The organism is Nesterenkonia suensis (genome assembly GCF_054782935.1).
In genome coordinates this window covers 918,613-940,228 of sequence record NZ_BAAGRN010000001.1, presented here as the reverse complement: position 1 = coordinate 940,228, position 21,616 = coordinate 918,613, and the positions used below count along the sequence as shown (strand labels likewise).

General features: G+C 69.9%; 18 protein-coding genes and 1 tRNA gene. 4 read left to right on the top strand and 15 right to left on the bottom strand.

The window, feature by feature from the left end; translation table 11 throughout:
* Nucleotides 1–4: 4 nt before the first annotated feature.
* Both ACYVKI_RS04080 and ACYVKI_RS04075 read right to left on the bottom strand, forming a co-directional pair.
* Complete coding sequence (locus ACYVKI_RS04080) at nt 5–1,234, bottom strand: glycosyltransferase family 4 protein (RefSeq protein ID WP_460689049.1); 1,230 nt, start codon at nt 1,232–1,234, stop codon at nt 5–7.
* A gap of 38 nt (nt 1,235–1,272) precedes the next feature.
* Nucleotides 1,273–1,346, bottom strand: a tRNA-Gly gene (locus ACYVKI_RS04075).
* A gap of 108 nt (nt 1,347–1,454) precedes the next feature.
* On the opposite strand from ACYVKI_RS04075, the gene ACYVKI_RS04070 reads away from it, so the two are divergent.
* Nucleotides 1,455–4,754, top strand: a complete 3,300-nt coding sequence (locus ACYVKI_RS04070; RefSeq protein WP_460689048.1) for a glycosyltransferase — start codon at nt 1,455–1,457, stop codon at nt 4,752–4,754.
* Here ACYVKI_RS04070 and ACYVKI_RS04065 read toward each other — a convergent pair.
* From ACYVKI_RS04065 to coaD, 8 genes are all read right to left on the bottom strand, one after another.
* Nucleotides 4,720–6,891 (bottom strand): glycosyltransferase, encoded by a 2,172-nt coding sequence (locus ACYVKI_RS04065; RefSeq protein WP_460689047.1) that lies wholly within the window; start codon nt 6,889–6,891, stop codon nt 4,720–4,722. The two genes, ACYVKI_RS04070 and ACYVKI_RS04065, sit on opposite strands and share 35 nt — an antisense overlap.
* Nucleotides 6,888–8,093, bottom strand: coding sequence for an LCP family protein (locus ACYVKI_RS04060; protein WP_460689046.1), 1,206 nt, complete (start codon nt 8,091–8,093; stop codon nt 6,888–6,890). The genes ACYVKI_RS04065 and ACYVKI_RS04060 overlap by 4 nt, the downstream gene beginning before the upstream one ends.
* A 119-nt stretch (nt 8,094–8,212) precedes the next feature.
* The gene (mutM, locus tag ACYVKI_RS04055) at nt 8,213–9,193 is read right to left on the bottom strand and encodes a bifunctional DNA-formamidopyrimidine glycosylase/DNA-(apurinic or apyrimidinic site) lyase (RefSeq protein ID WP_460689045.1); all 981 of its coding nucleotides are present in this window, start codon (nt 9,191–9,193) and stop codon (nt 8,213–8,215) included.
* An 18-nt stretch (nt 9,194–9,211) separates the two neighbouring features.
* Entirely contained in the window at nt 9,212–9,895 is a 684-nt protein-coding gene (rnc, locus tag ACYVKI_RS04050; protein WP_460689044.1) for a ribonuclease III, read from the bottom strand.
* Nucleotides 9,896–9,963: 68 nt separating this feature from the next.
* On the bottom strand, nt 9,964–10,167 hold the full coding sequence (gene rpmF, locus ACYVKI_RS04045) for a 50S ribosomal protein L32 (protein ID WP_179542570.1): 204 nt from the start codon (nt 10,165–10,167) through the stop codon (nt 9,964–9,966).
* A 72-nt stretch (nt 10,168–10,239) separates the two neighbouring features.
* On the bottom strand, nt 10,240–10,797 hold the full coding sequence (locus tag ACYVKI_RS04040) for a YceD family protein (RefSeq protein ID WP_460689043.1): 558 nt from the start codon (nt 10,795–10,797) through the stop codon (nt 10,240–10,242).
* A gap of 129 nt (nt 10,798–10,926) precedes the next feature.
* On the bottom strand, nt 10,927–11,832 hold the full coding sequence (gene galU / locus ACYVKI_RS04035) for a UTP--glucose-1-phosphate uridylyltransferase GalU (RefSeq protein ID WP_460689042.1): 906 nt from the start codon (nt 11,830–11,832) through the stop codon (nt 10,927–10,929).
* Between the two features lie 119 nt (nt 11,833–11,951).
* Nucleotides 11,952–12,434, bottom strand: a complete 483-nt coding sequence (gene coaD, locus ACYVKI_RS04030; protein WP_460689041.1) for a pantetheine-phosphate adenylyltransferase — start codon at nt 12,432–12,434, stop codon at nt 11,952–11,954.
* A 117-nt stretch (nt 12,435–12,551) separates the two neighbouring features.
* On the opposite strand from coaD, the gene ACYVKI_RS04025 reads away from it, so the two are divergent.
* Together ACYVKI_RS04025 and ACYVKI_RS04020 are read left to right on the top strand one after the other, a co-directional pair.
* The gene (locus ACYVKI_RS04025) at nt 12,552–13,853 is read left to right on the top strand and encodes an aminotransferase class I/II-fold pyridoxal phosphate-dependent enzyme (protein WP_460689040.1); all 1,302 of its coding nucleotides are present in this window, start codon (nt 12,552–12,554) and stop codon (nt 13,851–13,853) included.
* Between the two features lie 5 nt (nt 13,854–13,858).
* Nucleotides 13,859–14,755, top strand: a complete 897-nt coding sequence (locus ACYVKI_RS04020) for a spermidine synthase (protein WP_460689039.1) — start codon at nt 13,859–13,861, stop codon at nt 14,753–14,755.
* Here ACYVKI_RS04020 and rsmD read toward each other — a convergent pair.
* The 4 genes from rsmD to ACYVKI_RS04000 form a co-directional block, all read right to left on the bottom strand.
* The gene (rsmD, locus tag ACYVKI_RS04015; RefSeq protein ID WP_460689038.1) at nt 14,716–15,273 is read right to left on the bottom strand and encodes a 16S rRNA (guanine(966)-N(2))-methyltransferase RsmD; all 558 of its coding nucleotides are present in this window, start codon (nt 15,271–15,273) and stop codon (nt 14,716–14,718) included. The genes ACYVKI_RS04020 and rsmD overlap by 40 nt on opposite strands.
* A gap of 84 nt (nt 15,274–15,357) precedes the next feature.
* Nucleotides 15,358–17,592 carry an ATP-dependent DNA helicase RecG gene (locus ACYVKI_RS04010; protein WP_460689037.1) on the bottom strand — a complete coding sequence of 745 codons (2,235 nt, stop codon included), beginning with the start codon at nt 17,590–17,592 and terminating at the stop codon, nt 15,358–15,360.
* Nucleotides 17,589–18,599: a DAK2 domain-containing protein gene (locus tag ACYVKI_RS04005; protein ID WP_460689036.1), complete on the bottom strand. Its 1,011-nt coding sequence runs from the start codon at nt 18,597–18,599 to the stop codon at nt 17,589–17,591. Before ACYVKI_RS04005 ends, ACYVKI_RS04010 begins: the two co-directional genes overlap by 4 nt.
* A gap of 35 nt (nt 18,600–18,634) precedes the next feature.
* A complete protein-coding gene (locus ACYVKI_RS04000; protein WP_460689035.1) occupies nt 18,635–19,669 on the bottom strand; it encodes an LCP family protein in 1,035 nt (344 codons plus the stop codon).
* A 173-nt stretch (nt 19,670–19,842) separates the two neighbouring features.
* Here ACYVKI_RS04000 and ACYVKI_RS03995 point away from each other — a divergent pair, with 173 nt between their 5' ends.
* Entirely contained in the window at nt 19,843–20,454 is a 612-nt protein-coding gene (locus ACYVKI_RS03995) for a DUF3515 domain-containing protein (RefSeq protein WP_460689034.1), read from the top strand.
* A 10-nt stretch (nt 20,455–20,464) separates the two neighbouring features.
* On the opposite strand, the gene ACYVKI_RS03990 is transcribed toward ACYVKI_RS03995, so the two are convergent.
* Nucleotides 20,465–21,610 carry a D-alanine--D-alanine ligase family protein gene (locus ACYVKI_RS03990; protein ID WP_460689033.1) on the bottom strand — a complete coding sequence of 382 codons (1,146 nt, stop codon included), beginning with the start codon at nt 21,608–21,610 and terminating at the stop codon, nt 20,465–20,467.
* Nucleotides 21,611–21,616: the final 6 nt, after the last annotated feature.

The following is a 21,616-nucleotide window of genomic DNA, read 5'->3' as shown; positions in this document are numbered from 1 at the left end:
CCGGTCAGTCTGCTGTCGGCTGCGGTGACGTCCTCGTCTTCCGCCACGCCCTTCGGGCGTCCAGGAAGGCGAGGACAGCCTCCTCCATCGCCTCCGCGTGACGCTCGGCCGTGTACCGATTGCGCACGGCTTCCAGCCCCCGGCGAGCCATCCGCCGCAGGGAGGCCGGATCCTCGACCAGCTCCCCGAGCACCTGACGCAGGGACTCAGGGTCCCCGCTGCGGTAGAAGCGTCCGGTCTGCCCCTCGACGACCGCCTCGATCTCCGGACTGGAGTCCGGGTTGCCGTCCTCGGCGACCACCGGGACCCCGAGGCTCATGGCCTGGATGACGTTGAGCCCGGCCCCACCGATGGAGACGGCGGCGTCCGCCTGAGCGTACAGCCGCCGGAGCGTGGGCAGATCGTAGACGGCTCCGAGGAACTCGGCCTCCACCCCGGCCTCGGCGAAGCGCCGTTCCAGGCGGGGGCGTTCGACGCCGTCACCGACCACCAACACCTTAGGCCGGGTCTCGGCCGGCATATGCTCCAGCGCCTCAGCCAGAGTGTCCAACCGATGCCGGGCGGTGAGCCGCGAGCTGTAGATCAGCGTGGGGCGTCGCGGGCGCTCCGGAGCCCCGGCGACGCCCGCAGGAAGGTCTCCCTGCTCCTCGAGCGGGCCCTCGGCGAGCTGATCCTCTGAGTAGATGCTGTTGTAGACCACGGCGATCTTCTCCTCGGGAACCCCGTAGGAGCTCCCGAGCTGACGGGCACGGTCGCCGTAGACCAGCAGGCCGTCAGAGAGGGCGTAGAAGGCCAGCCGCAGCCGGCGCTTCACCCCCGCCTCGGCACGCTTCCATCCATGCCCCCAGAGGAGCACGGTGCGGCCGGTCAGCCGACCGGCCAGCATGGCCGCCCAGGCGGAGAGCGTGTAGATGCGACCGGCGAGGACGTAGACGTCATGCTCACCGGAGAGCACCGCGGAGACCTGTCCGCGCTCCCACCACAACTCGCCCCAGGAGAGGAATCGCAGCGGCGTCACCTGCTCCAGCAGCTCCGGCGACGCCGATTGGATCCGGTCGGCGGCGGAACCCTCGCTGTTGCGGAACCGGCCCACCAGATCGATCTCAAGGCGCTCACTGGCGAGCAGACGCCTGAGCAGGGGTTCACGGTAGTGGGAGACGGTCGGCTGGACGACCAGGAAGACCCGCGGCTGGGACTCGCGATCCCGGGACGCTCGACGGCCGGGGACTCGCATACACACTCCTGAGGAGGCAGAGGAGATCAGGAAGGAGATGGAGGGGATGACGGGAATCGAACCCGCGTCGTTGGTTTGGAAGACCAAAGCTTTACCATTAAGCTACATCCCCGTTGACGGCCTCTGCCGTCACGGTCATTCAGCTTAGCAAGACCCCGCGCCCCGGCCAAAACCGACGCGGCGTCATCGGCGATCGGCCCGGTCGGGATACCCTCGAGGGGTGAGTTCCGAGCTTCCCCGCACCGCCCAATCCCCGGAGCCCGAGCTGGTCAGCGCGGCCGGCGCCCATGAGGATGCCGCCGCGGCGATGCTGCACACGCGGCGCCCGGACATCTGGAGGCCGCTGGCCGAGGCGCACCGCCGCCGCGCCACGCAGATGCGCCGCCGTGCCACCGCCGCAGGAACCGCCGACTCTCCGGTGACCGAATCCGCCCAGGCCAGGGCCACCGCACGCCGCGCGGTCGAGGAGGCCCTCGAGGCCGCCGCCGCGCTCCCCGCCCCCGAGCACGGCATCACCCGCCCTCGACTGCCGCTGCGCATCGGCATCGTCTGCGACCGGTTCCTCTTCGACACCTTCTCCGGACTGGCCGAGCTGATCCCGCTGACCCCCACCACGTGGCGCCGTCACCTCCAGGACGTCGACGTGCTGCTGGTCGCCGCGACCTGGCGCGGGCACGACGGACATTCCTGGGACGTCACGTCAGCCCAGGCGCGATGTCGCCGTCGCCTGCTCACCGAGACGCTCATCCCGGCGTTCCGGCGGGCCGGAGTCCCCACCGTCTACTACGGCAAGGAGGACCCGCCCGACTACCGCCAGTTCCTCGATGTCGCCCGAGCCTGCGAGCACATCCTCACCACGGCGGCCGAGGTCGTGGAGGACTATCGGCGGGACTGTCCGCAGGCCCGCAGCGTGGACGTGCTGCCGTTCGCGGTCAACCCGCTGCTGCACACGCCCCTCGGTTCACGGCCCGGCGCCGGAGAGCCCGACTGGTCCTCGGCCCGACGGCCGGTGATCTTCGCCGGGTCCTGGATGGGCAGGAAGTACCCCCGACGGGCCACCTACGGCCGGTGGATACTCGACGGAGTCCTCCAGGCCGGACGCCCGCTGGCGGTGGTCGACCGCTACCACGACGTCGCGCTGCCCAGCCCGAATCAGCTGCTGCCCTATGAGTACTGGCCCTACCGGGTCCCCTCTCTGGACCACCATGCGCTGATGGGCCTGCAGCGGGTGACCGACGTGGCGGTGAATCTGAACTCCGTGCTGGCCAGCCAGACGATGTTCGCCAACCGTGCTCTGGAGCTGCAGGCCGCCGGCACTCTGGTGCTCTCCACCTACAACCAAGGCCTGAACTCCTACTATCCGCAGGTGCACATCGCCAATTCCGCGGACGACGTCGCCGCCACGCTGCGTGACCTGGACCTGGAGACCCTGCGACGCGTCCAGAGCGACGGCATCCGCCAGGTCTTCCTGGAGAACCACGGCGTCGATCTGCTCGCCCGATTGGCGGAGTTCGTCGGCGCCGCAGTGGACCTCCCCGGTGAGACGATGCTCGCAGTGGCCCAGCAGCCCACCGATCAGCTTCGGGCGGATCTCGCGGCGCAGAGCCGCGGGCCGGTGGAGGTCATCAGCTGGGAGCAGCTTCCCGACCGTGCCGAGGAGGCTGATCTCCTGATGCCGGTGAGCTCGGCTCGCCGCTACGCACCGGACTACACCGCCGACCACGCCGCGGCCTTCCGCCTGCAGTCCGCGGCGCTGACAGTCGCCGTCGACGGCGGTGCGGCTGACACCGACCCGACGGCCCACCGCCACCACCGCTTCGACGAGCTCCGCAGCGCAGGGGGCTCCCTCGACCTCACGGCGCTGCATCGCCCCGCTGACAGGATCGCAGCGGGCACCTGGGACCGCGAGGCGCTGAGCTCCCCCGAGAACCTCGCGCGGGCCCTGGCCGCCGAGCGCGCCTACGCCCTCGACCACCTGCAGCACCGGAAGGCCATCGGCCGCCTCGACCTCCGCGAGCCGACGGAGGACCCGACCCAGGACCCGACCCAGGACCCGACCGGTGGGGACGGGCCCACCGGTGCCGTGGACGCTCCTGAGGACCTGGCCGAGGCCCGCCGCCGATTCCGCCGGACCGCGGAGGGCCTCCACCTGGAGCTTGCCGTGATCGTGCCGATCTACAACAACGGTCACCATCTGCGCCACAAGGCCTTCGCCTCTCTGCGACGTTCGACGTCCTTCGACCGGATGCACGTGCTGCTCGTCGATGACGGCTCCACCGACGGCGTCACAGCCGCCACGGTCGACGAGCTCGCCCGTACCCATGCCAACGTCTCGGCGTTCCACCACCGGCCGGGCGGCTCCGGGTCGGCGTCCCGACCGCGCAACACCGGGCTGGAGCTGGCCTTCACCCCGTTCGTCACCTACCTCGACCCTGACGACGAGCAGTACGAGGACGGCTACCTCCACCTGATGGATCGGCTGCAGGACGCCGATGAGGCCGACTTCGCCCTAGGGACGCAGATCACCTGGGACGAGGGGCGCATGGTCCTCGACGTCCACCGGTGGCTCAACGCGGGCATCCCCGAGGCCGACGGCCTGCGCCGGCCCACGCGGGATTCGCTCCGCGCCGTCGGCTTCCGGCCGGCCAGCATCGAGGGGATGGTGGCGCGCCGCGAGTGGCTCCAGAGCCTGGGGCTGACCCAGCCCGAAGGCGCCACTGGACAGGACACGTTCTTCTTCCAGCAGCTGCTGCACCACACGCGGGCGTACCTCGCAGTGGACCGTCCGGTCTACGTCTACTACGGGGCGGTGGACACCTCCATCGTCAACGTGGTCACCCCCCGCTACTTCCGCAAGTACCTGATCCTCGAAGCGGCGCGCGCCGCCTGGCTGCGCCGCACGGGACTGCTGAAGGACTACCTGGACACCCGTTTCGAACACTTCCTGGTCACCTGGTACCTGCGCAAGCTCGAGCAGGTGGCCCCGGAGCTGCGGGAGCAGGCCGAGGAGGTCATCCGCCAGATCGTCGCCGAATACGTCCCGGACCCCAGCGCCCACCGGTGGCGCACACCGGAGGCGCTGCGATTCTTCGGTCTGGCGGGACCCCGGGAGGCCCTGCGCGGCCGACTGCCGGCCCCCACCGCGCTGCGCCCCGCCGCCGGGGCGGCCCGCCGGAGGATCCTCCGCGAGGTCTCCCGCCGCGCCGCGGCGTTCAAGCGGACCGCCGGCGGCCGAGTGCTGGGCGCCGTGTACCGTCGCACGCTCAAGCCGGAGCCCACCGCTCAGCGGCAGATGATGGCCGACCTGCGTGAGGACCAGGAACGCCTCGAGGCCCCGAACGGGCCCTGGGAGACGGTGATGGCTGCCGAGCAGGTCGTGGACCAGGCCCTGCAGGCCTCAGCTCCGAACTCGACTCCGGACTCGACGCCGGACTCGACTCCGGACTCGACGCCCGCGGCGGGCGGCTCCCCGGCCACCCCGGGGCTCAGCGGGCGTACTCGTCGCGAGACCGGCCGGTGACGGCCTGGAGCATGCCGACGCCTTCACGCCACCACAGGCTGTCCTGATAGCTGACCCGCCGTCGCTGCAGGCGGCGCAGCGCCACCCGGCCCGCTCCGAGGCTGAGACGTGCCATCGCCTCACCGGCGATGCGGACGCTCCCGTGCCCGCCCTTGGCAGCCTTCTTCGCCCGCACATGGCCGGCGCGGACCCCCCGGGCGCGCATCCACTGGACTGTGGCCCGGTCAGCCGGCACCTCTTCGACGACCTCTGCCTCGGCACACCACCAGCTGACGGCGCCGACGGACTGCATGCGTCCGAACAGCTCCGAGTCTTCTCCGCCGCTGAAGTTGAAGTCCTCGTCGAAGCGGAAGGCCGGCTCAGCGGTGAACCAGTCAGCGCGGACCAGCACGTTGTTCGTCGCCGGACGCATCGCCCAGGGGCCTGTCGGGAAATCGATGCGACGGATGAACCCCTCGTCAGCCAGGCCCGCCGGGGTCCCCGGCGGCATCAGGGACCTCACGGGACCGGAGACCGTGTCGGCGCCTGAGGCGTCGGCGGTGCGCACCAGGGCGGCGAGCCAGTCCGGGTGGGCCCGTTCGTCGTCATCGATGAAGACCACGGCCGAAGCGTCCTGGGGAAGAGCCTCCAGAGCGGTGTTGCGGGCAGTGGCGATCCCCGGCTGCGGCTGGTGGACCCAGCGAGCCTCGGGCCAGAGCCTGCGCACCGTGGTCTCGGAACCGCCGTCGGGATCGTTGTCGACCACCAGCAGCCCAGGCCTGCGGGGGACACGTTGGGCCCGCAGAGACTTCAGCAGATCAGCGAGCAGGTCATTGCGCCGGTAGGTGCACACACAGATCCAGAGCCGCTCCCAGTCCACGGGCGGGCGCACGGCGCCGGCCCGCGGATCCCGGGAGCCCCCGGCCGGCGACCGGCCCCCGTCGTCCGGGACGAGCTCGTCCAACAGCTCCGAATAGCGCCGTCCGAGCTGGGGCAGGTCCGCATGCTCGGCCACCCAGCGGCGGCCCTGGCGGGAGACCGGTGTAGAGTCCCGGTCGCGGGCCAGCGCGGTGAACGTCGCCGCCAGCCTCTCGGCCCGGGCTCCACCCTCACCGGCGTCATCGATCACCGTGACGTTCTCGGCCTGCCGGAGGATCTCGGCGGCCTCCCCGGTCACCGCAGCGGTGATGTGTTTGCCCAGTCCGAGCAGCTCGAAAGTCTTCGACGGCACCGTCCAGGCGAAGGACGCCCAGTCGGTGCGCAGACTCACCAGAGCGGTGTCCGCCCAGCGATAGTGGTCCCAGACCTCCTCGCCGTGACAGGGATCGCCGAACTCGATCGCAGGACAGTCCGCGGCGCGCCGCCGCAGGCGCTCCTTCTGCGTGCCCGAGCCGATCATCCGCAGCACGACGTCGACCTCCCCGGTCTCATGGACTGCCTTGACCGCATCGATGCATGCCTCCAGGGCCTGGCTCTCGCCGTGGTTGCCCAGATACGTCACCCGCAGAGTGTCGGGCTCGCGCTCACGCTGCTCCAATGCGGGGACCCCGGCCAGGTCCACCCCGTTGCTGATCGTGGCGACCCGCGGCACTCCGCGCCCGACGAGCCGCCGAGCGAAGCCGGCAGTGACGGTGACCACCAGGTCAGCGTCCCGTTGGACCCCAGTGACCACCGTCTCCATCAGCCGCCCGGCAGGCCCGGCCCGCACCCCGGCCTCCCGGGCCAGGTCGGGCCAGGCATCGCGCATGTCCACCACCAGCGGAACACGGCGCAGCCGGGCGGTGAGCCAACCGGCGCAGATCACCGGCAGGGCGGGAACCGTCGCGATGACCACGTCCGGGCGCGGCGCGACCAGCGCCCGCGGCACCATCAGCACCGACACCACCGCGTCCGAGGCGAAGCGTCCGGCCCGCGAGTCGCGCAGCAGGATCCGTGGGACCCGCAGGATACGCTCTCCGCCGGGCCCATCGCTCGCTGGCCACCGCATCCTCCCCTGGTCGCGATGAGCCACCGACGTGTGCCGCGGGTCGGCGGAGGGGGTCACGACGTCGACCCCCCAGCCGTCGTCGACCAGCGCGGCGGTCAGCCGCTGCCACCTTCGTTGCGGGGGCGTGGACTCGGGCCAGTACGAATGCGTCAGCAGCTGCGCGCGCCTCATGGCTGGGGCACCTCGGTGGGCTGGTCCTCCGGGTCCTCGGTGAGGTCCTCAGGCAGCTCGTCCTGCTCGCGGACCTCCATGTACTCCAGGAAGCCGTCGAGGTTCTCCTGGCGCAACGATGTGCTGAGAAGCCGCAGCGCGTCCTCATCCTGCAGCAGCACCTGAGCTCCCCCGGAGGTCACTGTCGGCTCACCGGTGGGGATGGTGAACATGTGGATGTCCTCGGAGCGCAGATCCCGCATCTGCAGCGCGTAGTCCACCACCGTGGAGGAGTCGAGGCCCTCGTCCATCCAGAGGTAGGGAACGATGCTGTTGACCGCACCGGAGACCCGCTGCGGACTGGTCAGCGTGTCGGCGCTGAGGAACCGGTCCACGATCGCGTGCACGACCCGCTGCTGATTCTGCACCCGCATGAAGTCACCCTCGATGAAGGACTTCCGCTCCCGCACGTAGCGCAGAGCATCGGGGCCTTCGAGCCGGATGGTGCCCTCCGGGTAGAAGGCAGGGTTGAGCTGACCGGCGGAGAAGGCCATCGGGTTGTCCACGTAGACTCCGCCCAGCGCCTGAGTGAGATCCTCGAAGCCGTCGAAGTCGATGATCCCGATGTGGTCGATATGGGTGTCCAGCAGCTCTTCGACAGTATCGATCACCAATTCGTAGCCGCCCGCGTCGAGGGCCGAGTTGATGCGGCCCTCCCCGTGTCCGGGGACGTCCACCCACAGGTCCCGGACGATGGACATGACGTAGACCCCGGACCGGTCCGCCGGGATGTGCACGAACATCATCGTGTCCGAGCGTTCCCCGTCCTCCCCCTTGATCTCGGCAAGGTCGAGGCCGTCGCCGCGGCTGTCCGAACCGAGCAGCAGCATGTTGATCACGCCGTCGTTGGTCCGGTCAGCGGTCTCGTCCTCCAGGTCCATCTGCAGCACGTTGCGGTTGTCGTCGAAGTCGCTCTGCAGCTGACGCAGATAGAGTCCGGCGGCCACGACGGCGACGGTGAGCACCACCGCCACCACGGCGGCTGACCATCCCGCGATGCGACGGCGGCGACGACGACGTGCCTGCTTGTCCTGCGTGTCCTGCGGTGCCGCGGGCTCCGGGGAGCCCGCCGGGGGCCCCGCCGTCGCGGCGCTCTCGCTGAGGCGCTTGGCCCGACGCGGGCGGTGGGGCTGCCGCCCGGCGGCAGAGTGGCGATCAGCCACGGGTCCTCCCCTCGGAACGGAACAGTCGTGTCATCGGCGCGTCGGTGCTCGCACCGTCGATGCGTCGGGCCTGCTCGTGCCCTCCGGTCATCCACGCCATGCTAGCGGACTCAGGGGTCTCACCAGCGCCCCTGGCGGGGCCGCGGCTGGCAGCTCGGGCACCAGTAGGAGGATCTGCCCATGAAAGCGGTGCGGCGGATCACCGCCGCACGCGACGTGCCGGCGCAGCGGGTGCATGGTCTGCCCTCACGCCCATAGCAGGTCAGCGAGCGATCGAAGTAGCCGGAGGCCCCGTTGACGTTGACATAGAGCGCATCGAAGCTGGTGCCGCCGGCCTCGAGGGCGGCGGCCATGACCTCGCGGACCGCCTCGAGCAGCCGCGCGGTCTCGGCGCGGGTGATCGTCTCCGTGCGGCGGGCGAAGTGCAGGCGCGCCCGCCAGAGCGCCTCGTCGGCGTAGATGTTCCCGATGCCGGAGATCAGGGTCTGATCCAGCAGGGCGCGCTTCAGTCCGGTGCGTCGGCGGCGCAGCGCGCGGAAGAGTCGCTCGGCAGCAGCGCCGTCCGCCTCCGTCTCGAAGGGATCTGCGGCGATATGCGCCGCAGGACTCGGCAGGGCGCCGGAGGGATGCTCGGCGGCGATCAGCGGCGTGACCTGCATGCCGCCGAAGATCCGTTGGTCCACGAAACGCAGCTGCTCGGGAGCCCCGGGACGCACCGAGAGGTCCAAGGAGATCTTCAGGTGCTTCTCCACCGGAGCCGCACGGTCCTGGACGAGAAGCTGGCCGCTCATCCCCAGGTGAACCAGCAGCGCCGCGTCGGTCTGGTCCAGGGGAATCCAGAGGTACTTGCCACGGCGCTGGGGCTCCCCGAAGGTGCGGCCCACCAGTCGGCCACGGAAGTCCTCGGAGCGGGTGACGGGCTCCGGTGCCGGGGGCAGGCCGCAGGAGCGCCCCTGCCCATCCCCACCGGTCTGCTCGTCGAGCGGCTCATGACGACGCAGACTGCGTTCGTCGTGGACGTCCACGGCGGTGACTTCGCGACCGGCGGCCCAGGTCACGAGTCCACGACGGACGACTTCGACCTCGGGAAGTTCAGGCATGGCAGGCCGATCAGCAGTTCAGCGGTCCAGGCCACCGCTGAGCACGTCGTCACCCTCGGAGCCCTCCGCGAGCTTCTCCGCAGTGCGCCGAGCGGCCTCCCGCTCGGCGTCCTTCTTGGACTTGCCGGTCCCGGAGGCGTACGGCGCACCCCCGATGGTCAGCGTCGCGGTGAAGGTCTTGTCATGGTCCGGACCGGAATCCTCGAGCACGTAGCGGATGTCCCCCAGCCCGCGATGGGCGGAGATCTCCTGGATCGTGGTCTTCCAGTCCTTGCCGGCGCTCATCGCCTGGGCGTCGGAGAGCAGGGGCACCACCAGTCGGAGCACCAACCGACGGGCAGTCTCGAAGGAGGTCGACAGGTAGGCGGCCCCGATCAGCGCCTCCATGGTGTCGGCGAGGATCGAATCCTTGTCCTGTCCGCCGGTGCGCCGCTCTCCGGCCCCGAGGCTGATGTGCGGGCCCACGTTCAGCCCCCGGGCGATGCGCGCCAGCGCCCGGGTGCTCACCAGAGCGGAGCGCAGCTTCGCCAGGTCGCCTTCTGCGTGATCCGGATACGTGCGGAACAGGTAGTCGGTGACGGCATAGCCCAGCACCGAATCCCCGAGGAACTCCAAGCGCTCGTTGGTCGGGATCCCATCATTCTCGTAGGCGTAGGACCGATGCGTCAGGGCACAGCGAAGAGTCTCGGGGTCGATGTGCACCCCGAGACTCTTCACCAGTGATTCTTGGTCATCCGCTCCGACGGGTCCGCCGGAAGGAGCCGGTGAGGTCACGCGTCGGCGACCTTGCGGCCCTTGTACTCGTAGAACAGCGGCGTGCCGGCCGAGTCGGTCACGAGCTTGGCCTGATGCGGCTGGCTGTAGACGACACGTCCGTTCTCGACCGTCTTGACCAGCGAAGGCGCCTGGGCCTTCCACTGCGAACGGCGGTGACGGGTGTTGGCACGGGACTTCTTCCGCTTCGGAACAGCCACGGTGTCTCTCTTCTCTCTCGGTGTCGGTCAGGTCAGCAGGAGGAGCCACGGCCCCTCCCCAGGTGGAGTCTTTCAGTTCTCAGGCTCGTCCAGCCCGTCCCGCAGCTCGGCCAGGGCCGCCCAACGGGGGTCGATCTGCTCGTGGGAATGCTCGGGGTCGTCCTCCATGCGGAGTCCGCACTGGGAGCACAGCCCGGGGCATTCCTCGCGGCAGACCGGCTGGAACGGCAGTGCCGAGACCATCAGGTCCCGGAGCACCGGCTCCAGATCGATCAGCAGGTCCTCGCCGATGAGGCGCTCGTCCTCCTCGTCCTCGGCCGCCTCGGAGGCACGCTCGGGATAAGTGAACAGCTGCATGACATCCACGGTGAGCAGATGTCCCAGCTCATCGAGGCACCGTCCGCACTGACCGACCATCTGTGCCGAAACGGCACCGGTCATCAGCACGCCTTCATGCACCGACTCCAGCCGAAGATCCAGCTCGAGGTCCTCACCCTCGGGGAACCCCACCAGCACAGTGGAGAAGCCGGCGGGCACGCCGAGGGTTCTGGTGAGATGCTGCTGGGTCCCGGGTCTGCCCCGGAGCTCCTTCACATCGATCACCAGGGCACTTCCGTGCGGTGCAGCCACGGCGGACACTCCCTGCGGACGACGAACACTTCGATCCTCGAGGACCGACGAGCCAGTCTATCCCACCCCGAGCAGCTGTGACGAATCCGGACCACCGGCTGGCGGCCGTGTCGAGCCGCGAAGCAGGGGTCACAGGCCGGTGACGAATTCCTTCAGCCAGCTGCGCAGGTCCTCGCCGAGGTCCTCGCGATCCACTGCCAGGGTCACCACGGCCTTGATGTAGCTGAGCTTGTCCCCGGTGTCGTAGCGGCGCCCGCGGAAGACGACGGCATGCACCCCTCCGCCCTGCTCGGCCGGCTGCGAGGCCATCGCCTGCAGCGCGTCGGTCAGCTGGATCTCGCCCCCGCGCCCCGGCGGCGTCTGTTCGAGCTGGTCGAAGATCGCCGGATGCAGCACATAGCGACCGATGATCGCCAGGTTCGACGGCGCCTCCTCCACAGGCGGCTTCTCCACGAGTCCGGTCACCGGCACCACGGTCTCCTCCCGGAGATGAGCCTGCCCGCTGTCGACCACACCGTAGGAGCTGATGTCCTCCGGGGGAACCTCCATCACCGCGATGACCGAGCCGCCCAGCTTCTGCTGGGTGTCCAGCATCGTGGTCAGCAGCTCGTCACGAGGGTCGATCAGGTCATCACCGAGCAGCACGGCGAACGGCTCTGCTCCGACGTGCTGGCGTGCGCACTGCACCGCGTGGCCGAGACCCTTGGGGTCTCCCTGACGCAGGTAGTGGATGTCCCCCAGCTCGGTGGCCTCGCGGATCGCGGCCAGCTTCTCGGTGTCGCCTTTGGCCTCCAAAGTGGCCTCGAGAGCGGGCACCCGGTCGAAATGGTCCTCCAGAGAGCGCTTATTGCGCCCGGTGATCATCAGGATGTCGTCGAGCCCCGCCGCGGAGGCCTCGGCCACCACGTACTGGATGGCCGGCTCGTCGACGACCGGCAGCATCTCCTTGGGCATCGCCTTCGTCGCCGGCAGGAACCGGGTCCCCAGACCCGCCGCCGGGATCACGGCCTTGGTGATCGGCTTCATGATGCGCATCGACCTCTCTGTGTCGCACCTCGGATGTCGAGGACTCCTGTCGGATGGCGAGGATTCCTCAGACGCAGGACTACGGTATCGAGGAATCTAGCACGGTGCCGGTTCACACCCGGTGCGGATCAGCTCTCATGACGCCGATCCGTGAGCCGACGCTGGACCGCGCGGGGCACATGCTCGGAGACATCCCCGCCGAGGCTGTGCACCTCTTTGATCAGAGTGGAGGACAGATGGGTGTACCGCCCGTCGGCCGGGAGGTAGATCGTCTCGAGTCCGCTGAGATGGCGGTTCATCGTCGCCATCGGCGTCTCATAGGCGAGGTCCTTCGCATCCCGCAGCCCTTTGACCACGGCGTTGGCGCCGTGCGCCTTGCAGAAGTCAGCCAGCAGCCCCTCGCCCAGCGGCTTGGCGATCACGCCTCGCACGTAGGAGAACGTCTCCTGGACCATCTCCATGCGCTCCTCGACGGAGAACATGGGGTTCTTGTGCATGTTCGGCGAGACGGCGACGATCACCTCGTCGAAAAGGTTGGAGGCACGGGCGATGATCTCGACATGCCCGTTGTGCAGGGGGTCGAAGGATCCGGGACACACTGCTGACTGCATAGACAGGACACTACTGCAGGTGAGCTCCCCCCGGCACGCGGATGGGCCGACGTGTCCGCAGGTGTGTCCGCAGAAGTGTCCGCAGAAGTGTCCGCAGAAGTGTCTACGATGGGAGACATGCCCTCCAGCGCCGACCGTCGGTCCGACTCCACTCCCGCCGCCCTCTCCCGCATCCCGCTGGACCACCGCCCCCTATGGGTCAAGGCCGCGATCGGGGCGAACACGTTCGACTTCGAGACCGGAGCGGTGCTGCCCACCATCTACGAGCGCACGACCGCCGCAGCACTCGCCCACGGAGCCGTCAACCTCGGCCAGGGGTTCCCCGACCGGGACGGCCCGGACTGGCTGCTCTCCGCCGCGGCGGAGGCCATCACAGATCCCCAGGTGGGCCCGCCGAACCAGTACGCTCCGGGGCTGGGCCTGCCGCTGCTCCGCGAGGCGATCTCCCAAGACCACCGACGACGCTACGGGGTCAGCCTCGACCCGGTGGAGCAGGTGATGATCACCACCGGGGCCACCGAAGGCATCACCGCGGCCATCCTGGCCTTCGCCGAACCGGGCTCCGAAGTGCTGACCTTCGAACCCCACTACGACTCCTATGGCGCCTGCACCGCACTGGCCGGGGCCGAGCTGAAGGGCGTGCCGCTGCGCGCGCCCGACTTCCGTCCCGACATGGACGCCCTCGAAGCCGCCATCACGGACCGGACCTCGCTGATCCTGCTCAACACCCCGCACAACCCCACCGGAACCGTGTTCAGCGCCGAGGAGCTGCGCCGGGCGGTCGACATCGCCCGGCGGCATGATCTGCGCATCATGTGTGACGAGGTCTACGAACACCTGGTCTTCGACGACGCCGCGCACCCCCATCACACGATCCTCTCGGTGCCGGGCGCCGACGAGGTGGCCGTCGCCGTCGGGTCGGCCGGGAAGTCCTTCTCGCTGACCGGTTGGAAGATCGGGTGGATCACCGGGTCCGCCGCCCTGCTCAACCAGGTGCGCGGAGTCAAGCAGTTCCTCAGCTTCTCGTCAGGACCCGCCTACCAGTGGGCGATCGCGCACGGACTGCAGGACGACCGGGGCTTCTTCGCCGCCAATGCGGCCGCTCTCGCGACCGCCCGCGACCGGCTGCACGAGGGCCTCGATGCAGCGGGACTCCGACCGCACCGGGCAGAGGCCGGCTACTTCGTGGTCGCGGACATCAGCGAGGTCACCGACCTCTCCGGCCCGGACTTCTGCCACAGGCTGGCCCGCGAGGTCGGCGTCGCCGCCATCCCGGTCTCCGCGCTGACCATCCAGCACCGCGCCGACCCGGAGGACGAGCTGCAGCGCATGGTCCGCTTCGCGTTCTGCAAGGAGCCCGGAACCATCGATGAGGCCATGCATCGCCTCCGGCAGCGTCTGCCCCAGGCGCGAGGCTGAATCCCATGGCCCCTCCGACGAGGAACGATGACCCTCCGGCGGTGCGGCGCAGCCTGCCACGCAGCGTCCGGCTCTCCGCCTCCGGGACGCTGGCCGAGCTGCGGACCGACGACCTCACCGACGCCGGCGTGGTGCTCACCATCGACGGCGTCGAGCAGTCCCATGTGGAGACCGACGACCCCGCCTGGCTGTTGCACGACTACACCGTGCGGATCGCCGCAGTGCTCGACTCGCTGGGCGATCGTCCCGCCTCCCCGGTCCCGTGGCGCGTGCTGCATCTGGGCGCCGGCGCGCTGACCCTGCCCCGATGGGTGGAACAGCGGGCCGTCGCCCGAGGAGTGCGGATCGCCCCGCAGACGGTGCTGGACATCGAGCCCGAGCTGATGGACTTCGTGCTCGACGCCCTGCCGATGCGCACCCGCCCGCGGACCGTCGTCGCCGACGCAGCGGAGGCGCTCGCACCGGGCGGGGTCCTCTCCGGCAGCGTGCACGACGCCGTCGTCGTCGACCTCTTCAACAGTGCCGATGCTCCCGAGACGATCACCTCGGGCGAGTTCTGCCGCCGCCTGCGCGCGCGGCTGGCCCCGGGCGGTGTGCTGGTGGTCAACCTCGGAGACGAGCCGGACCTGACCTTCGCCCGCGAGCTGATCCGTCGGCTCCTCGCCGCCGCCGGCGACGGGGACCCCTCACGGTGCCTGGTCACTGCCCCGGCCGATGTCCTCGCATCCGAAGCGGCCGGGAACCTGGTGGTCGCCGTCACCGACTCCCCGATCCGGTCCCGTTCAGCTGAGGCCGTCTGGGCCGCCGGCCCGCACCCGGGCGAGGTGCTCACCGACCGGGACCTGACAGCCTGGCTCGGCTCTCAGGACGGCTCGGCCAACCAGAGCCGCGTCGTGCCGTAGGCGCGCTCCTGAAACCGTTCCAGCCCGGCCGGCCACAGCGGTTCAGGACTCCGGGCGTCCCTCTCCAGCACCACGGTGGCGGCCGGATGGAGCTGCGGAAGCGCCGCCTCCAGCACGGCGGTGAGCTCCTCCTCCGCGCACGAATAGGGCGGGTCCATGAACAGCAGCTCGATGCTCCCGCCGTCCCGGCGGTGGAGATGGCGCAGGGCATCGGCGCGGTGCACGCTGACCCGGGTCGGGTCGAAGAGCGAGGCATTGCGCCGCAGCGTGCGCAGGGCGGGCTCGGCCCGATCCACCAGCTCCGCGTGGCGTGCCCCCCGGCTCAACGCCTCGAGGCCGAGCGCCCCCGAACCGGCGAAGAGATCGACGACGACGGCGTCACCGATCGCGTCATAGACCTCCAGCCGGGAGAAGAGCGACTCCTTGACCCGATCGCTGGTGGGCCGGGTCCCCTCCCCCGGCACTGACGCCAGCCGACGGCCCTTATGCGTGCCGGCGATGATCCGCGCCACGAGCATGCCTCCCTGCCTGCAGTTTCTGTCCGTACGGTCCCACGAGACCACCGGAGGGGCCGGCCGCCCCGCTCGATGATCTGGTCCTGATCAGCCACGCTCGATATACGCATCAGCGCCGTCGCTGCGGGCGATCCACGCATCGACCGCAGCCCGCAGCACGGGGTGCCCCTCCCATGGCGGGTCCGCCGCGGTCATCGCTCGGACATGCTCCGCGGCGCGGGCGATGATCTGCTCGTCCCGGACGAGGCGCACCAGCTTCAACGTCGAGCTGCGGCCCGCCTGCGAGGCTCCGAGCACATCACCCTCACGACGTCGCTGCAGGTCCAGCCGGGCCAGCTCCATGCCGTCGCTGTGCGCGGCCACCTCCTGAAGCCGCTCCAGGGAGGGATGTCCGTCCGGCAGGCGGGTCACCAGCAGACACAGCCCTTGGGCCGATCCCCGCCCGATGCGGCCACGCAACTGATGGAGCGTGGAGAGGCCGAAGGCGTCGGCGTCGAGCACCGCCATCACCGTGGCGTTGGGCACGTCCACGCCCACTTCGATCACCGTGGTGGAGAGCAGCACATCGATCTCGCCGCGCTCGAAGGAGGTCATCACCGCCTCCTTCTCCGCTCCGTCCATCCGTCCGTGCAGACAGGCCAGGCGGAGCCGACCGATGATCGGATGGTCAGCGAGCCGGTCGGCGAGGAGCTCGACCGAAGCGTCCTGCTCGATCTGCACCCCTGAGCCGGGGTCCTCCCGCTGGTCGGACTCGGAGATCTTCGGGCAGACCACATAGGCCTGATGGCCGGCGGCGACCTCCTCACCGATCCGTTCCCAGACTCGGCCGATGACCCGGGGCCCCTGTGTCATCTGCGCCACATGGGTCCGGATCGGCTGACGGCCTGCCGGCAGCCCGTCCAGGACCGTCAGCTCCAGATCCCCGAACACGGTCATCGCGACCGAACGGGGAATCGGCGTGGCCGACATCACCAGCATGTGGGGGGTGACCGCATACCGGTGCCGCAGCGCGTCCCGCTGTTCGACGCCGAACCGGTGCTGCTCATCGACCACCACCAGCCCCAGATCCGCGAACTGGGCCTTCTCCCCCAGCAGCGCATGGGTGCCCACCACGATGCCGGCGGCCCCAGAGGCGATGTCCAGCAGCGCCTGTCTGCGCTCGGCCGCGCTCATCGAGCCGGTCAGCAGGGTCACCGTGACTGCAGGGGCGTGGTCGGGACCCTCCCAGGCGGAGAGCAGGTCCGTGCCCGCCAGCGGGCCGAGCATCGCGCGCAGAGACCGCTCGTGCTGAGCCGCGAGGACCTCCGTGGGGGCCACCAAGGCAGCCTGTCCGCCCGCGTCGACCACCTGGAGCATCGCCCGCAGGGCCACCAGTGTCTTGCCTGATCCGACCTCGCCCTGAAGAAGCCGATTCATCGGCTCTGCGCCGGCCAGGTCCTCGGCGATGAGCGCACCGCAGCGCTGCTGACCCGGTGTGAGCGTGAACGGCATCCCGGCGTCGAAGACCCCCAGGAGGCCATCGGCGCGCTGCGGTCGCGGGGCACCGATCCCGCCGCCGGCCACTGCACGCCGCCGGGCCAGCAGCGCCTGCAGCAGGAAGGCCTCTTGGAACCGGAGACGCCGCAGCCCGTCGGCGGGGTCCTCCATGCCGGCGGGACGGTGGATCAGCAGATAGGCGGTGGCGAGCGCGCAGAGCCCCTCCGCCTCAGCCACGCTCGCGGGCACCGGATCCGGCCAGGCATCCAGGTCCACCATCTCCAGCACGAGCCGCACACAGCGGTAGATCTCCCAGCTGGAGACCTTTCCGGTCGCCCGGTAGAGCGGGACCGGAGTGGACCGGCCCTCCCCCGGCAGCGGAGCTCCGGCCGGGCCATGGTCCACCAGGTCAGAGACCCCTCCGTCGTCCGAGGGCAGGACCGAATAGTCCGGGTTGTTCAACGTCAGTCGGCCGCCGTAGCTGCCGACCTTGCCATGGAACATCGCCCGGACCCCGGAGCCCAGGTCCCGGTGCGCCTGATGTCCCTGGAAGAACGCCATCTGCAGGCGGACGCCGTCGTCGTCCTCGACGAGCACCTCGACCAGAAAGCCACGGCGACGCTGCATCCGGCGTTTCGAGGAGCTGACCACCCGCGCGACGAAGCTGACATGCTCGTCCTCACGCAGCTCCGCCAAGGAGGAGAGCTGCCCATGCTCGACCCACCGGCGCGGAATATGGTCGAGGAGGTCCTCGGCGGTGCGCAGACCGAGCTCCCGCTCCAGGGTCCGGGCTGACGACTCCCCGAGCAGCCGCTCCAGCGGCGTGTCCGGTCCATGTCCCGTCATACACCGAGCTCCGTGAGGGTCAGCGCCTCCACAGACCCGGCGGACCGGATCGCCTCGGCCGTCGGAGCACGGCGCCCGGTATGGACATGGACCCGCCACCGATAGGCCCCGGCGGCATCCGGCTCAGCATCCACCGGGGTGATGATCACCGAATCACCGAGCTCGTCGAGCCGGTGCCGCAGCGACGCGGCCCCGAGCGGATCGAGGCGCACCGTGGCCATGATCTCCACCAGGTGGGCCCCGTGGGCGGGCTCTGTGTGCGGCCAGGAGGCTCCCTGGGGGGCACCCTGGTCATGAGTCGAATGCGCCTCGGTCTCAGACTCGGCCCCCTGCAGGCCGGGCAGGCCCTCGAGCAGATCCTCGCTGAGGGCCTCTCCGCAGACCGTGGCGCGCAGGGCGTCGAGGATCAGCAGCAGGCCGGCACCCCCGGCATCGACCACACCGGCGGCGCGGAGCACCTCGAGCTGATCCGTCGTGGCCTCCACCGCGGCGCGTCCGGTGCGCAGCGCCCGCCGCAGGCAGTCCTCCAGTGCGGCACGGCTCTCCGGCTCCTGGATCTCGGCGGCACAGGAACGGATCTCCACGGCGACCGCGTCGAGCACCGAGAGCATCGTGCCGGCCACCGGCTCGGACAGTGCGGTCCAGGCACGCAGGCTGGCGCGGTCCAAGGCATCGGCCAGCTGTGGCGCGGTGAGCCGCTCCTGACCATGGAAGGGCTCCGCGATCCCGGAGAGCAGCACCGCCAACAGAGTCCCGGAGTTGCCGTGGGCCTCGACCATCGCCGCAGAGCCCACTTCGGCGAGGAGCTCGCCGAGGTCCTCCTGCGTGGAACCCTCCGCAGCCCGGCGACATGTCTGTGTCGCGGCCAGCAGGTTCGTCCCCGTGTCGGAGTCCGGGACGGGGAAGACGTTGAGCTGGTCCAGCTGGCCCCGGTGGGTCTCCAACGCCTGTTCTGCCCGTGCGAACCACTCCAGGACCGCCTGGCGGCCCTTGACCTTTCCCCTCATGGTCCTCCTCGTGCTGTGTGCTCGTGCCGACGGACTCAGAGGTCGTGGTCGTCCACGTACTCCTGCAGCGTGCCGTCCTTCAGCGCCTCGGAGATCTCCGCGATGACCTCCGTGTCCTGGTGCCAGATCCATTGGCCGTCGGGTGATCGTCCTGAGTCACCGGTCGGCAGGGTGAAGAGCTGGATGTCACCGGTGGCGCCGCGCATCCTCCAGGCCAGGGACGCCACGGTGGACGAGTCCAACGTCTGATCGACCACCAAGTGCGGGGAGAAGGTCTCCACCATGTCCTGCACCTGACCGGGGTTGGACAGGTTCGACGGCGCCAGCGACTCCTGGATCACCGCACGGATGAAGGCCTGCTGGTTGCGCACGCGCTGCAGGTCGCCGTCGGGGAACGTCGCCCGGTGCCGCACGAAGGACAGCGCCTCTTCGGAGTCCATGTGCTGGGTTCCCGGCTCAAAGGTGTAGCCCTCTCCGGTGGTGAAGGCCTCCGGGTAGCTCGAATCCACCGCCACGCCGCCCAGGGAGTCGACCAGGCCGATGAAGCCGAGCATGTCCACTGAGGCGATGTGATCGATGCGCACGTCGAACAGCTCCTCGAGCGTGTCGACGGTCAGCGAGATGCCGCCGAGCGCCAGCGGCGCGTTGACCTTGTGCCACCCATGATCGGGAACCTCCACCCAGAGGTCTCGAGGAATGGACATCACCTGCACGCTGTCCCGGTCGTCGGGGATGTGCACCAGCATCATAGTGTCGGAGCGTCCACCCTGCGGCACCCGAGGGAGGTCCTCCGACTCTCCGGAGCCTCCATGCTCGTCGGAGCCGATGAGCAGGATGTTGACGGAGTCGTCCTCCTTGGCCGGTCGGCGAGACTCCTCGGGGAAGGTGTCCTCCTCCGTGAAGGTCTGGACGTTGTCCTCATAGCTGCGGGACAACGAGTTCAGATACACCAACGAGGCGATCAGCGCACCGCCGAGCAGGACGACCAGGGAACCCAGCACGACGCCGACGACGATCCGACGACGGTTCCTGCGCCGAGGGCGCGGCGGTGAGACGGACTGTTCGGCCATGACTGGGGTTCTCCTCGGGTGGGCGCGTTCCGACCGCCGGACGGCGGCAGGGACGCGTGAACGGCATCCGGCGGTCGACGAGCGGCAGGCAGGTCGACATCCTCCCAGGATAGGCCAGAACTGTGACGAGCCATGACAGCATCGGGTGCGGCGGCTCCGCTACCGTGTGGACCATGCCCCATGATCGGACCGTCTCCTCGCGCCGCCGTCTGCCTGCCCTGGCCCTGCTGACCTCGGCCCTCGTGCCGCTGTCAGCCTGCTCCGGCGGGATCGCCTCCGTCGAACCCGCTCCGCACGCCGCCGATCCGATCTGTGCCGAAGTGATGCTCGCCATGCCGGAGGTGATCGGAGAGCATGCCCAGCGGGAGACCGACTCGCAGGGCACCTCCGTCTGGGGAGATCCGAGCAGCGTGGTGGTGCGCTGCGGGGTGGAGCCGCCGGGCCCCAGCCCCGAACACTGCGTGACCGCCGACGGAGTGGACTGGCTCGCGATGGAGGAGGACGGGAACGACTGGCGGCTGGTCAGCTACGGCCGCGAACCCGCAGTGGAAGTGCTGCTGGATGTGGAGGAGGCCCCCTCGTCGACGGTGATGCTGGCGTTCGCCGGGGCTGTCGAACGTGTGGAGCAGACCCGACAGTGCACCTCCACCGAGCAGGAGATCGAGGAGACCCAGGACTCCGACGCGGTCGTCGAAGACCCCGGCGGCACCTCTGGCGGCACCTCGGGCGGCACCTCTGGCGGCACCTCTGGCGGCACCTCTGGCGGCACGGAGTCAGACGGCTGAGACCCTCTGCTCAGCGCAGGCCGACGGGCCGCTGCAGGGCCAGCGTGATCAGCTCGGTGATCAGCTCCGGATACTCGATCCCGGTGGCGCGCCACATCTGCGGGTACATGCTGATCGGGGTGAATCCGGGCATGGTGTTGATCTCGTTGATCAGCACCTCCCCCTCGTCGGTGTAGAAGAAGTCCACCCGGGAGATGCCCTCGGAGTCCACTGCCTCGAAGGCCATGACCGCCTGGCGCCGGATCTCCTCCGCCGCCTCGGCCGGCAGATCGGCCGGGCAGCTGAGATCGGCGGCCGCGGCGTCGGTGTACTTGGCGGTGAAGTCATAGAACTGGTGGGACTCGCCGCCGTCGTGGACGACGATCTCCCCCAGCTGCGAGGCGCGCGGGGACTCACCCGCGCGACCGTCCAGGACCCCGCACTCGATCTCTCGGCCCGAGACGCCCTGTTCGACGACCACCTTCGGATCATGCTTCTGCGCCAGCGCGACGGCCTCCTCGAGCTGCTCCCAGGAGTCCACCCGGGTGATCCCCACTGAGGATCCTGCGCGGGCAGGCTTGACGAACACCGGCAGCTGCAGCCGGCGCACCCTCTCCAGCGCGGCCTGCGGGTCGCGCCGCCACTGCCGGGCGGTCAGCGTCTCGTAGGGGCCCACGGTCAGCCCGGCGGACGCGAAGGCGATCTTCATGAAATGCTTGTCCATGCCGACGGCGGAGGCCAGCACTCCGGCGCCCACATAGGGCACTCCGACCGCTTCCAGCATCCCTTGGAGGGTGCCGTCCTCGCCGAAGGGCCCGTGCAGAAGCGGCAGCACGACGTCGATCGGTCCCAGCGCGGTGCTGACGCCGTCGGGACCGACCTCCAGCAGCTCGCCGGTGCGTCCTTCGGCGCCGTCGGCTCCGCTGTGCAGCGTCACGGTCGAGGCCGTGGGCGCAACCCGAGGCAGCTCCCCCGCCCCGAAGGAGTAGTCTCGTGGATCCACGGAGGGGCGCGTCCACTGCCCCGAGGCGGTGATGCCCACCGGCACGACGTCGAACCTCTCCTCGTCGACGGCGTTGAGCACACCTGCTGCGGTCACGCAGGAGACCGCATGCTCCGAGGAGCGGCCGCCGTAGAGCACGAGCACGCGCGGGCGGGGCTGTGCTGGTTCTGACATGGAGGG